The 12246-nt window shown below is 70.8% G+C and carries 10 protein-coding genes; 2 read left to right on the forward strand and 8 right to left on the reverse strand.

The window, feature by feature from the left end; genetic code table 11:
- Positions 1–6: 6 nt before the first annotated feature.
- The 3 genes from QHF83_RS16575 to QHF83_RS16585 all read right to left on the reverse strand — a co-directional run bounded on the left by QHF83_RS16575 (position 7) and on the right by QHF83_RS16585 (position 2367).
- Positions 7–189 (reverse strand): hypothetical protein, encoded by a 183-nt coding sequence (locus QHF83_RS16575; protein ID WP_282418809.1) that lies wholly within the window; start codon positions 187–189, stop codon positions 7–9.
- Between the two features lie 118 nt (positions 190–307).
- Positions 308–1783, reverse strand: a complete 1476-nt coding sequence (locus tag QHF83_RS16580) for a hypothetical protein (protein ID WP_282418810.1) — start codon at positions 1781–1783, stop codon at positions 308–310.
- A complete protein-coding gene (locus QHF83_RS16585; RefSeq protein WP_153821614.1) occupies positions 1780–2367 on the reverse strand; it encodes a sigma-70 family RNA polymerase sigma factor in 588 nt (195 codons plus the stop codon). The genes QHF83_RS16580 and QHF83_RS16585 overlap by 4 nt, the downstream gene beginning before the upstream one ends.
- A gap of 409 nt (positions 2368–2776) precedes the next feature.
- On the opposite strand from QHF83_RS16585, the gene QHF83_RS16590 reads away from it, so the two are divergent.
- Positions 2777–4108, forward strand: coding sequence for a S41 family peptidase (locus tag QHF83_RS16590; protein ID WP_282418811.1), 1332 nt, complete (start codon positions 2777–2779; stop codon positions 4106–4108).
- On the opposite strand, the gene QHF83_RS16595 is transcribed toward QHF83_RS16590, so the two are convergent.
- The 5 genes from QHF83_RS16595 to QHF83_RS16615 all read right to left on the reverse strand — a co-directional run bounded on the left by QHF83_RS16595 (position 4105) and on the right by QHF83_RS16615 (position 10920).
- Entirely contained in the window at positions 4105–5364 is a 1260-nt protein-coding gene (locus tag QHF83_RS16595; RefSeq protein WP_282418812.1) for an FAD-binding protein, read from the reverse strand. The genes QHF83_RS16590 and QHF83_RS16595 overlap by 4 nt on opposite strands.
- Positions 5361–7076: a glycerol-3-phosphate dehydrogenase/oxidase gene (locus QHF83_RS16600; protein WP_282418813.1), complete on the reverse strand. Its 1716-nt coding sequence runs from the start codon at positions 7074–7076 to the stop codon at positions 5361–5363. Before QHF83_RS16600 ends, QHF83_RS16595 begins: the two co-directional genes overlap by 4 nt.
- 67 nt (positions 7077–7143) lie before the next feature.
- Positions 7144–7854 carry a glycosyltransferase family 2 protein gene (locus QHF83_RS16605; protein ID WP_282418814.1) on the reverse strand — a complete coding sequence of 237 codons (711 nt, stop codon included), beginning with the start codon at positions 7852–7854 and terminating at the stop codon, positions 7144–7146.
- 5 nt (positions 7855–7859) lie between these two features.
- Positions 7860–9188, reverse strand: coding sequence for an FAD-dependent oxidoreductase (locus tag QHF83_RS16610; RefSeq protein WP_282418815.1), 1329 nt, complete (start codon positions 9186–9188; stop codon positions 7860–7862).
- A 100-nt stretch (positions 9189–9288) separates the two neighbouring features.
- Positions 9289–10920: an amidohydrolase family protein gene (locus tag QHF83_RS16615; RefSeq protein ID WP_282418816.1), complete on the reverse strand. Its 1632-nt coding sequence runs from the start codon at positions 10918–10920 to the stop codon at positions 9289–9291.
- A 32-nt stretch (positions 10921–10952) separates the two neighbouring features.
- On the opposite strand from QHF83_RS16615, the gene QHF83_RS16620 reads away from it, so the two are divergent.
- A complete protein-coding gene (locus QHF83_RS16620; RefSeq protein WP_282418817.1) occupies positions 10953–12116 on the forward strand; it encodes a hypothetical protein in 1164 nt (387 codons plus the stop codon).
- The last annotated feature ends 130 nt before the right edge of the window (positions 12117–12246 follow it).

Consider the following 12246-nt stretch of genomic DNA (forward strand, 5'->3'; position numbering starts at 1 on the left):
AAATCCCTACTTCTTCGCTGCCGCGCTCGCCGCCGTGCGGGGGGCATCGTGCGCGTTCGGGTCGTAACCCTCGAGGTGGATCGGAAACTTCGGCGTGCCGTGGGCGCGGAGATCGCGCTTGCGGGCCGTGCCTGCGCGCCGCGACTTCCGCTTGCGGATGCGGCTGCTTTGCTGCGTTGCGGAGACCATGGGGGGGCGGAGTCTATTCGGAGGGTCCCGCCTGTCAAGGCAAGACACACGTTTTCCGCACGATCCGTCGCGCCGGCCGAACCAAAAAGCCCGGGCCCGGCCGGCGCGGTACAGCCGTTCAGGGCCGGATCGTCGCGCCAACCGTGAACGAGGGCTTCGAGAACGGGCCGACGTTCGCGCCCTTCAGCGCAGCCTTGACGCACCCGCTCTGTCCGTTGCTCGCGGCCCAGCCCGTCACGCTGACGTTCGTCACGGTGCCGCTCGACGAGAACGTGAGCTGCGCGCGCGACACGTCGTCTGCGCCCGCGACGCACGCCTTCGCGCCCGGCATCACCGCGCCGATCGCGCTCGCGACCGAGCCCTGCGACGGCTGCTCCGGGATCGTCTGGTTGCCGCCCTTGTTGCCGCCCGCCGCGGGGACCATCTCACCCGTGCCGTCGTTCTTCTCGGTCGAACCACCGACGGCCTGCGCCATCGCGCCCGCGAGATCGCCGGGCTTCGCGCCGATCGTCGGGGCCGGACCGGCAGGCGCAGCCGGCGCCTGCTGCGCTTCCGCGCCCCCCGCAGGCGGCGTGGCCGCAGCGACCTTCGAATCCGTCGCAGGGCCGCCGCCCGTCGGCTGCGCGGGCTTCTGCGCCTCCGCGGGCTCCGTCGGCAGCGCGTCCAGGGACAAACCCGTCGACGCCGGCGGGGGCGCCTCGGCGATCTTCTGCTCGACGGGCTTCGGCGCCTCGACCGCGACCTGGGGTTTTTCCTGCCCGACGTTCGCCGTGGTCGTGTTCTGCTTCGGCGACTGACCACGCATCACGATCGCGACGCCCGCGGCGATGCCGACGACCGCGACGAGGATGCCCCACGTCGCGCCGCCGCCCTTCTTTTCGGCCTTCTTCTCGCGCGCCTCGGCGATGCTCTTCACGTTGCCCGCGCTCGCCGCGGCGACCTTCTCGTCGCCCTCGAACGCGAGGTCGTGCGTCGCGGGCTTCGCCTTCTCGGCGGCCGCGATCTGCTCGGCCGTCGCCGTCTTGTTGATGACGTTGAGGTCGACGACGCCCGAGTCTTCCTTGCCCTTGCCCGTCTCCGAGAGCCTCGGCGGCGGCGCCGAGGGCAGCGGCGTGCGCGAGACGGGCGGGGGCGGCGCCTCCGACGGCGGCTTGCTGATCGATGCCGGCGGGATCGAGCCCGGGATGCTCGGGCGGGACGCACCCGCTTGGCTGGCCCGAGCGGCGAGCTCCTTCAGCGACGGACGCTTGGAGGCCGCGGCGCTCATGGGCATGCTCTCCGGGGGTTTGGCTGACGACCCGGAGTTCGAATCCTGCTGAGACATCGTTCTTTCTCCTGAAAGGAGAGGCCGCGCGGGGCCCTCCGAAGCAACCAAGCGTTCTGCCTCTCCCGCCTCGGGCGGGAGCGAAGGTGGCGCGAGCAGCGCGGAAAGCGCCGCGTCGTCTGCGGGCGGAGCGGCCTGCGCAGCCGCGACGATCGAAGCCGCTCGTTCCTCCCAGGCCGCATCATCCACGTGCGGCGCAGGCCAGGAGCCGAGGAGCGTGTCGACCTTGGAACCGAGATCGGTCTTGTCGGTCTTGTCTTGGGGGCTCATGCCGCGTCCCCTCCAAACCCTTGCTTTTCGAGGTGCTCGCGCAGCTTGCGCCGCGCTTCGTGCACGCGCCAGGCGACCGTGCCCTCGGGACAATCGAGCACCCGCGCAGCCTCTTCATGGCCCATGCCGTCGATGCACACGAGGACCAGCGTGGTCCGCAGTGTGTCCGACAGCTTGTCGATGCCCTCGCACAGCGCCTTCGTGAGCTGACGCTCCTGCGCGATCCGCGCCGGATCCGAGCCGTGCGACGAGCGATGCTCCGCGAGGAGCGGCTCGATGCGCGGGTCGTCCGCGGGTACCGCGTCGCGCTTCGGCTTGCGAGCGCGGATGGTGTTGAGCGAGAGGTTGACGGCGATGCGGTAGAGCCAGGTGAACGGCTCGCTGCGGCCGTCGAAGCGGTCGAGCGCCTGGTAGGCTCGGACGAAGGTCTCCTGCGTCACGTCCTCGGCCTCCGCGCCCGTACGCACGAGGTGGAACGCGAGGCGGAAGATGCGCCGCTGGTAACGCTGCACGAGCGTCCCGAACGCTTGCGCGTTCCCGGCGCGTGCCTGCTCCACGAGCTCACGATCCGTCGGTTTGCCCATCTTGGAAGGCTCGCTGGTGCGTGAAACGAAGGGAGGGCGCCCTGGGCGGGTCCCGCCACGGTCGGACCATGCACGACATCCGTGCATCCGGCCAGGAGCGCGAAGGGGTGATGTGCCCGAGGCCCGTGGCCGGGAGCGAGGGATCGCCGGGAGGCAAGGCCCACGGGCCGTGCCCCCGACGGTCTCCCCGATGAGCGCCCCGAGCCACGTTCAGGCGCGCGAACATAACCGAACATGGCCGGTTGGACAAAGCAACGCGCCGTTGCTTGGGACGAGGTTTTCGGCCGGGCGACTGGAAGTTGCTACCCCAGGCGGGGGCGCGTCACGAACGGGGGGGCCTCGCCCGGCTCCGGCCCCCGTGAGCCGGGCCGTGATCCAGGCCGCGGGCTGCTATGGTCGGAGCATGCGCATGTCCGCTCCCCGATGGCTCCGGACCGCCGGGCTCGTGCTTGCCGCTTTCGCCGGTGGCGCAGTGACGAGCCAGGCCGTACACGCGAGGAACCAGTCGAGTAGCCCGTACGACCCCTTCGACCAGCTCTCCTGGGTGCTCGTACTCGTCGAGAACCACTACGTCGATCCAGCGCAGCGAAATAAAATCGTCGAGGGTGCGATCAAGGGAATGGTCGCCGAGCTCGATCCTCACTCGGCGTACATGACCCCGCAGGAGTACACGCTCTTCCAGAGCGACACCGAGGGGAAATTCGGCGGGATCGGTGTCGAGGTCGACTTCCGCGAGGATCGGGTGATGGTGTTCGCGCCGATGGAAGGTTCGCCCGCCGCGCGGGCTGGGGTGAAGCCAGGCGACGAGATCGTGGCGATCGAGGGCAAACCCGTGCGCGGCGAGCGGCTCGAGAAGATCATCGGGCTGATGCGCGGTCCGGCAGGATCACGCGTGCGGATCACGCTGCGTCGGCAAGGTGTGTCGGAGGCGATCCAGCTCGATCTCGCGCGCGAGGAGATCCACGTGGCGAGCGTGGTGGGCAAGCGGCTCGACAGCGACGTGGCGTACGTGAAGCTGCGGCAATTCCAGGCCGGGACACACGAGGAGCTGCTGCGCGTGACGGCGAAGCTACGCGCCGAGAGCTCGCGGCCGCTGCGCGGCGTGCTGCTCGACATGCGCAACAACCCCGGCGGTCTCGTCGACGAGGCCGAGGCCGTGGCCGATGAGATGCTCGACACGGGCACCATCTACACGACGCGACATCGCGGCAAGGTGATCGACGAGGCGAAGGCGAGCGGCGGCGGCGCGCTCGCGAATCTGCCGATCGTGACGCTCGTGAACGAGTACTCCGCGAGCTCGGCGGAGCTCGTCGCGGGCGCGCTGCAGGACAACCGTCGCGCGTCGGTGATCGGGTCGTCGACGTTCGGTAAGGGGAGCGTGCAGACGATCTTCGATCTGCCAGGCGGAGCAGGGATGCGGCTGACGACGATGCGGTACTACACGCCGAGCGGTCGATCGATCCAGGCGCAAGGGATCCAGCCCGACGTGCGCGTCGAGGCGAGTCGGCCGCTGCAACCAGGCGAGGTGGTGCGCGAGAGCGATCTCGATGGGCATCTGGCCGCGGAAGCAGGAGGCGGGACCGCGAACACGAACGTGGCGCGAGGGCCGATCGTACGGGCGACCGCGGACGATACGGGGCCCGCGCGCGATGTGCCGACGGACCCGACGAAGGGATCCGATTTCGTGCTGGCGACGGGTTACAAGATGCTGATCGAGCGGCTCGGCGCGGCGCCGCGTTAGGCTGGCTGCGCGGCTGCGCGTCCCGCGCGCAGGCCCGAGGCGACGGCTTCGAGCAGGGTGCGCGGGCGAGCCGCGAGGACGTCGCCCGCGACGAAGATGCCGGGCGCGGCGCGGCCGCCGGGCGCATGCACGCCGACGGCTTCGAGCGCGGAAGGCGCGGCGTCCTTGGGCCACGCGATTTGATCGAGCTCGGGGCCGTGCATGGAGGCGACGACGTCGAGCGGGCCTCGGCCGAGCGCGAGCGCGACGGGCGCGTCGATGGAGAGCGCGAAGGGGATGGCGCCACGCGCGGGGAGGTCTTCGCCGGCGTCGTGTTCGGGCGGGTCGTAGACGATGCCGCCGCCCGCGACGCCGCCCATCGCGATCACGGCCGCGTCCGCGGCGATCTTCGCGGTGTCGCGCGCGCGGGTGAGGAGGAGCCGATCGCCGTCGCGGACGAGCGACACGGCGCGATCGCCGATGCGCTGCACGCCGAGGGCGTCGAGGAACTTTTTTTGCGCTGCGTCGAAGCGCAGGCCCGCGGCCGAGCCCACGCCGACGAGCGCTTCGCCGACGGGAAGACCGATCCGTTCGGAGAGCTCCGCCGCGCGGGCCGCGCGCGCGCCGAGCCAGGAGCCGAGCAGCACGGCGGAGGCGGGTTCGTCCGGATGAACGCGCGCATCGGTCGTGATCGCTTCGCGCAGGCGCTCGCCGAGCCAGGCGATCCGCGCCGGATCGTCGTGTCGCGCCGCGAGGTCACCGTCGGAGATCCGCGCCTCGTCGGCGAAGCGCAGGACCGGCGCGTCGATGGCCACGAAGCGCAGGCCCGTGCGGCGCGCGAGCGGGTCGTCGGAGAGCGTCGCGGCGATGGCGTCGGCGTCCCAGCCGGCGCGCGGGGCGCGGGGCAAGAGCACGCGTTTGCCGTGGAGCGCGCCGAGATCGAGCAGGCCCTTGTCACGGCCACGCGAAGGGCGCAGGCGGCCCGCGATCGTCGCGACGAACGGCGGCGGCGCCCGATCCGGGAGGTCCCAGATGCCGAGCGCGTTCGAGAACGCGGCGACCTCCGCAGGCAAGGCGTGGAGCTCGATGGGGCTGCCGAGCACGCGCGCCGCGTGCATGCGTTCTTCCCACGGGACGTCGTCGACGGCGCCTCCGCCGAGCGAGCTCGCGCCTGCGCCGGCGGAGACGAGGACGACGTCGGCGCCGCTGTTTCGCGCGGCAAACGCGGCCGAGAGGCCAGCTGCGCCCGCGCCGAGGATGAGGACGCGGCGGCTCACGCGGCCTCGCCTTCGTCGAGGTCGCGCACGTCGACGCCGAGCTCGGCGCGGACCGCCGCGATCGCCAGCGCTTCCTGTTGCGCCTGCTCGGGCCCGAGCGCGACGGCGCGCCTCTGCGCCTGGCGCGCGAGGAAATGCGCCGCTTGCTGGAGGCCTTCACGCGGCGAGAGGTCGAGCTCCTGCGCCACGATCTGCCCACACCGCGCCGCGCATCGCATGCCGCCGCACGCGCCGAGGCCGAGGCGCGTCCGGCGCGAGACGTCGGCGACCGAGCGGGCCCACTCGGTTCGCACGACGTGCCGCACTTCGGCCTCGATCACCGGCTCGCACGTGCAGACCGTCGCCGCCTCGCGCGGACGGTCCTGCACGCGCTCGGCGATTTGGAGCGAGCGCGAGCCGTGGCGGAACACGAGCCGTCGCGCCGCGACCGGATCGATCTCCATGCGCGCGGCGAGCTCGATGGCGTCGATGGGTTTGTCGCCGCCCGGCAGCGGGCGCTCGTGCGTGGCGCAGCGCGCGCCGATGTCGAAGCGCGCGGCGAGGATGTCGGTCATCTCCTCGGCGAAGATGCGGTAGCTCGCGAGCTTGCCGCCGATCATCGAGTAGACGCCCGGCGCGTCGTGCGCGGCGTGGTCGATGATCTGGTGCTCGCGCGAGAGCTGATCCTCGTGCGGGCCGTAGGCGTAGAGCGTGGGCCGCACGCCGGCGTAGGTGCCGATCGCGCGGGCCGTGTGGATCTGCGGGAAGACGCGCGCGACGCCTTGCACGAGGTAGCGCACCTCCTCGCTCGTCGCGCGGACCTCGTCGAGGTCGCCGTAAAAGTCGTCGTCGGTCGTGCCGACGATCGTCATGTTCTGCCAGGGCGCGACGAAGATCTGTCGGTCGTCGATGGTCTGCGCGGCGACGGCGTAGTTCAAGAGGCGTCGGTCGTAGACGATGTGGATGCCCTTGCCGGGGCGGACGCGCGCGCGCGTCGGCGCGATGCGGCCGAGCGAGGCGGTGATCGGGGCCCACGCGCCCGTCGCGTTGATGACCGTGCCCGTGCGTAGCTTGCCCGTCTTGCCCGTGCGGCGGTCGCGGTAGTGCACGGCGATGACCTCGCCCGTGTCCTCGCGCCGCTCGATGCGCTCCATCGTGCAGCCGACGAGGATGCGCGCGCCGCGCTCGCCCGCGTCGATGGCGTTCGCCGCGCAGAGCCTGGCGCCGTCGATGCCCCACTCGTCGAAGCTGATGCCGCCGACGATGTTGCCGCGCAGCCCCGGCTCGAGCGTTTGCATCTCCTCGGCCGTGAGCATCGCGTGCTTTTTGCCGCGCTTGAGCGGCTGGTAGCGGTCGTATGCCTCGAAGTAGGCGTCGATGAGCGCGAACATGATCTTCGCGCGGCCCTTGTTCTCGACGGGCATCAAGAACGGGACGCGGTGGAGCATGTGCGGCGCGATGCGCTGGATGTAGCCCGAGTCGCGGCACGAGGCCGCGGTCACGTTCGGGTCGTTCAGCATGTACCGCGGGCCGCCGTGAATGAGGCCGCTGTTGTTGCCGCTCGCGCCGAAGGCGAGGTCGTTGCGCTCGAGCAGCGCGACCCGGAGGCCGCGCATCGAGGCGTCGCGGGCGACGCCCGTCCCGTTCACGCCGCCGCCGATGACGACGACGTCGACGTCGTGGTCGGATCGTCGAGGTTCTACCTTTCCGGAGCTGTTGACGGGGCGCGGCATGGTGCGCGTCATAGCACGCCGCGGCGAGGGTCGCAGAGGCGCGCGACGGGCTCGCTCGGCGCGGGGACTACCCCTTGATCCGGATCGCCCAGGTGAGCTTCGCCAGGCTCTTCAGCACGTTCGGCACGCGCTTGACGAGGTTGATCGAGGGTGGACGCTTTTCCTTCACGCGGACGGGGATCTCCTGGATCGACAGGCCCGCGCGGTAGGCGCGGATGACGAACTCGCTCGCGAAGACGTCCTTCTCGACCACGCACGCGCGCGCGATCGGCAGGAGCGCTCGCCGCGTGAACGCCTTGAGCCCGTGTGTGTCCGTGCCCTGGAAGCCGAGCGTCACGCGGAGCAAGCCGTTGTAGAAAATGCTGGCCGCGTGTCGGGCGAGCGGGCGCTCGTCGGCAGAGCCATCGAGCAGTTTTGAGCCGATCACCATGTCAACGGAGCCGGCGTCGAGCAGCTCGACCGCGCGCTTGTGGAAATCGGCGTCGCAAAGGTCGATCTCGTCGCAGATGATGATCTCGCCGCGCGCCTCCTCGACGATGCCGCGCCGGAGGGCGCCGCCGTAGTTCGGCTCGCCGAACGAGAAGAAGCGGACCTCGGGGTATTTCGCGGCGAGCTCGGCGGCGATCTCGACCGTGCGGTCGCGCGAGCCATTCTCGGCGAGGACGATCTCGTAGGACCAATCGAAGGGGCGCAGCCGCTCGCGCAGGTCGACGACCGCGGCGTGCAGAATGGCCTCCTCGTTGTAGACCGGGATGACGATCGATATCCGGGGATCCATCGGGCTCACGGCTCCTTCGCCGCGCTTTCGCCGAGCGCGGAGACCGCCTTCGCCGCGGCCTCACGGCCGAAACGCAGGGCGTCCTCCATCGACGAGTAATTCCATCCGCCGTACCGGCCCGCGGTCACGATGCCGCTGCGTTCGAGGAACGGCAAGACGACCTCGAGCGATTCGAAATACGCGTGGTCGAAGATCACGTACGCATGGTCGATGCGGCGCACCCGGGCGAAGCGGATCTGCTTCGGCGAATCGATGAGCCGCATCTCCGTGAGGCCCTCGGCGACGCGGGGCAAGAGCGACGGGAGGTCGGGTTCGCCGCGGTCGGCGAGCTCGACGTAGAGGTTTGCTTTGCCGGGCGGGGCCATTGCATCGGAGAAGTTCGAGTAACAGCCGACCCGGTAAAACGGATATTTTTCCTCGGGCACGTACACCCAGTGGAGCGGCTCGCCGCAAGGGCCGTCGAGCGCGACGTCGAGGTAATAAAGGTGCGTGCAGCGCAGGCGCCGCGCCGCTTCCACGACGTTCCGAGGCGCGCCGGCGAGGCGCTCGACGAGCACCGGCAAGGGCGCCGTGGAGACGAGCACGTCGTACGGGACGGTCTCGTCCTCGAAATGGAGCTCGCGCGCCGCGAAATCGATCGAAGCGGGCGCACGGCCGAGCTCGATCCGCGCGGGCAGGCTCTTCGCCATGCCCTCCGCGAGCTTGCCGATGCCGAGCCGCGGATAGACGAACCGCGCATTGTACCCGAGCTCCCGGTCGTTCAGGCCCACCGCGCCCGCGAGCACGTCCTCGAGCCTGGGCAAGGGCACGAACCGCGAGCACCACGCAGCCGTGATCTCCCGCGGCGAGACGCCCCAGAGCCGCGTGTTGTAGGGGATCATGAAATGCTTGCTGATCCCCTCGCCGAAATGCTGGAGGCAGAACTCCTCGAAGTTGTTCGGCGCAGGTTTGTCGGAGTTGTGGTACGCCCGGACGAACCCGTGCAAGCACTCGTAGGCGACCTCGGGCGGGAGGCCATGGGTGTTCGCCTGGAAGGGATAACGGGTGTAGGTGCCGTGCGACCAGATGCGCGAGCGGCGCTCGACCTCGACCCAGTCGTCACCGATCCAGCCGAGCGCGAGGGCGCGCAGATCCGGGTCGCGCAGGTGCAGGAGGTGGCCCGTCCGATCGAAGCGGTAACCCTCGTCCTCCAGGGTGATCGCATGCCCGCCCGGCCGACCGAGCCGCTCGAAGATGCGATGCGAGGCGCCCGCGCGGCCGAGGTGGAACGACGCCGACATGCCAGTCAGGCCAGCGCCCAGGATCGCGACGGGGGTGCGGGGAGAACGAGTCATCCGGTCGAGTCGAGTCGGGCATCCCCGCGAGCCATGCGCAGGGAGCGCCGGACTCTAGCAGGCCTTTGCGAGGCCGGGAGAGACGTTCCGCACGATCCGACTAGCGCCGCCGCAAGACGCGACCGCGCGGTCGGTCGAGACGCACAACGCCGCGATCCACGACGACGTGGCCGCCGAGGACGACCTTGTCGATGCCGACGGGCGGCGCGTTCGGGCCGCCTTCGCCGACCAGGCGCGGATCGAAGAGCACGAGGTCGGCCGCGTAGCCGGGCGCGAGGCGGCCGATGCCGGGCAAGCCGATGCGCTCGGCGGGGAAGGAGGTCATGCGGCGGACGGCCTCTTCGAGCGAGAAGAGGCCGATCTCGCGGCTGTACCGGCCGAGCACGCGCGGGAAGGTGCCGAAGGAGGCAGGGTTGTGGAAGCGGCCGCGGCGCGTGAGGATCGCGTCGGTCTCGAAGGCGCAGAGCCGGTGCGAGAGGACGGCGCGGAGCGGCTCTTCGTGCGCGTCGTCGCCGGAGTAGGTGCCGATGAGCACGCGCGCCGAGCCCGAGCTCTCCCGCGAGACGTGGACGTACGCGTCGAAGGGCGAGACGCCGAGGCGGCGCGCGATCGCGGCGATGTCGAGGCCTTCGAGCGGTTCGAGCGAGGCCTTGCCGCCGCCCCAGGTGACCGTGATGTCGGACCAGTCGAGCCCGAGCGCGAGGCGGAACATCGCGAACTCGCGGCGGAGGCGCGCGAGGACCTTGGGGTCGCGGATGCGCTCCTCGAAATGGTCGAGCACCCACGCGGGCAAGATCGCGTTGATGGTCGTGTTGCCGACGGTGTACGGGAACGCGTCGAAGGCGACGTCGACGCCGGAAGCGACGGCCTCGTCGATGCGCCGGAGCACGGTGGAGTAGGTGCGCCAGGTGCGGCGGCCGATGAAGATTTGATGCGAGAGCTGGAGGCGCGCGCCGCCGCGCTTCGCCGCCGTGACGAGCTCGTCGACGGAGCGCACGTTGTGCGGCGCTCCGAGGAGCATCGGCTTGTAGAAGGGCGAGATCCACACGTAGGCGCGGCCGTGGACCGTGAAGATCGCGCCTTCCTCGGCGACGACGCTGCAGAGGGAGGCGAGCTCGTCCGACTGCGCGAACACGCCCGGCTTGTAGGCGAGGCCCGCGGAGAGGCCGAAGGCGCCTTCACGCAGCGAATCCCGCGTCGCGCGTCGGAGCGCATCGAGCTCGTCCGCCTTGGGGGCGCGGGGCGCGTTGCCCATGACCGATTGACGGATCGTGCCGTGCCCCGCGAGGAAGGCCACGTTGAAGGCCACGCCGCGCGCCTCGATCGCGTCGAGCATCTCGGCGGTCGAGCGCCACGCGTAAGGGAACGCGCGGTCGCGCAGGATCTCCGAGGATGCGTCGGCGAGGCGCGTGGAATCTTCGGTGACCGGCGCGAGCGAGTGGCCGCAGTTGCCGACGACGAGCGAGGTCACGCCCTGCCGCAACATCGGCGCGAGGATGTCGCCGTGATCGCCCAGCGGCAGCAGCCAGTCGGCGTGCGAGTGGATGTCGACGAAGCCGGGCGCGACCACGAGTCCGCGGGCGTCGAGCGTCTCCTTGCCCGTGATCGCGCCGGGGACCGTGAGCGCCGCGACGCGGCCTTCCTTGACGCCGACGTCGGCCGCGAAGCGTGGCCTGCCCGTGCCGTCGATGACGTCGCCGCCGCGTACCACGAGGTCGAATTCGTCGGTCATCTCGGGCACGGTACCACGCTAGGATAGTCCTCGTGCTTGCCGTCGCCCTCGTCGTCTGTCTCTGCCTCGCGGTCGTCCTCGTGCTCGTTTTGCTGGGGCTCGGGCGCAAGCAGGACGCGGAGCGCGCCGAGCTCGACCGCCGCTTCCGCGCGATCGGCACGGCCCTCGGCGCAGAAAACGAAGGCAGCGCGCTGCGCGTGACGGCGAACGATCAGCCGTTCTTGCTGCGGCTCCGGCACGGGCGCGCGGGGCGCGCGGAGCTCGAGATCGAGGCCACGGCGGGAGGCGCCGAGGCGCGGCTGCCGATCGTGATCCGGCGCGAGACGTCGGTCGACATGCTCGGCAAGAAGCTCCGGATCAACCGCGAGGTGCAGACGGGCGACGCGACGTTCGACGCGGCCGTGTACGTGGAGTCGGACGCGCCGGACTTCGACGTGCAGCGCGTGCTCGGCGAAGCGCGCGTGCGGCAGCGTGTGCTCGCGCTGCTCGACGCGGGCTTCTCGGCCGTCGCGATCCTCCAAGGCGGCGGCAAGCTGCTCGCCGTGCGGGACGCGGGCGAGCGCTTCGACGCGGACGCATTGCGCGCGGCCTGTGGCGAGCTCGGCGCGATCGTCGAGGCCTTGCCGGCGCCGAGCGCGAGGCCCGGTCCGCCGCCGCTCTGGCTCGCCGGGCCGATCGCGGCCGTGGTGTCGGCCGTGCTCGCGTTCGTCGGGTTTTACCTCTTGTCCTGGGCGCGCGGCGCGTACTACCCGCTCGGCAGCAGCGCGACGATCGTGGGCGTGGCGCTCGGGCTCGTCGCGTGGCTCTGCGCGCTCCCGCTCGTGGGCGTGCTCGTCCGCGGCCGCTCCGTGAGCTTCCGCCTCTTCGGCGCGTGTTTCTGCTTCCTGCTCCTCGCCATGCCGCTCGCCGGCGCGGGCACCGCGATCGCCATGAATGGCCGCATGGACGCGGATCTCCCGATCTGCCTCGGGGCGCGCGTCTCCTCGAAGGGATCACGGACGTACAAGACGAGCACGTCGTACTTCGTGCACCTCGACGGTTTGCCGAGGGAGCCCGCGCCCGTCGAGCTGCCGGTGCAGCGCGAGGTCTTCACGTCGCTGCACGAGGGGCAGGACGTGTTCGTGGAGGTTGGTCGCGGCCGCTTCGGCTGGGAGTGGCTGAAGGGAATCCGCCTCGACGACTGCGGCGGGTGGTAGATCCTGTCGTGCCACGACGCGTCAACGTGCGCGAAAAATTTGCGGAAAGTCCGGCATTGGATCCGGCCTCCGGATCGGGATAAATCACCGTGCCGGCGCGAGAGGTCTCGTCCTTTCGCCGAGTGAGGGT

The sequence above is a fragment of the Polyangium sp. 15x6 genome (assembly GCF_029960785.1).
GTDB lineage: Bacteria > Myxococcota_A > Polyangia > Polyangiales > Polyangiaceae > Polyangium.

Excerpts from the sequence above, each read along its gene's own strand:
- QHF83_RS16575 (WP_282418809.1), bottom strand. The coding sequence starts at position 189 with ATGGTCTCCGCAACGCAGCAAAGCAGCCGCATCCGCAAGCGGAAGTCG.
- QHF83_RS16580 (WP_282418810.1), bottom strand. The coding sequence starts at position 1,783 with ATGAGCCCCCAAGACAAGACCGACAAGACCGATCTCGGTTCCAAGGTC.
- QHF83_RS16585 (WP_153821614.1), bottom strand. The coding sequence starts at position 2,367 with ATGGGCAAACCGACGGATCGTGAGCTCGTGGAGCAGGCACGCGCCGGG.
- QHF83_RS16590 (WP_282418811.1), top strand. The coding sequence starts at position 2,777 with ATGTCCGCTCCCCGATGGCTCCGGACCGCCGGGCTCGTGCTTGCCGCT.
- QHF83_RS16600 (WP_282418813.1), bottom strand. The coding sequence starts at position 7,076 with ATGCCGCGCCCCGTCAACAGCTCCGGAAAGGTAGAACCTCGACGATCC.
- QHF83_RS16605 (WP_282418814.1), bottom strand. The coding sequence starts at position 7,854 with ATGGATCCCCGGATATCGATCGTCATCCCGGTCTACAACGAGGAGGCC.
- QHF83_RS16610 (WP_282418815.1), bottom strand. The coding sequence starts at position 9,188 with ATGACTCGTTCTCCCCGCACCCCCGTCGCGATCCTGGGCGCTGGCCTG.
- QHF83_RS16615 (WP_282418816.1), bottom strand. The coding sequence starts at position 10,920 with ATGACCGACGAATTCGACCTCGTGGTACGCGGCGGCGACGTCATCGAC.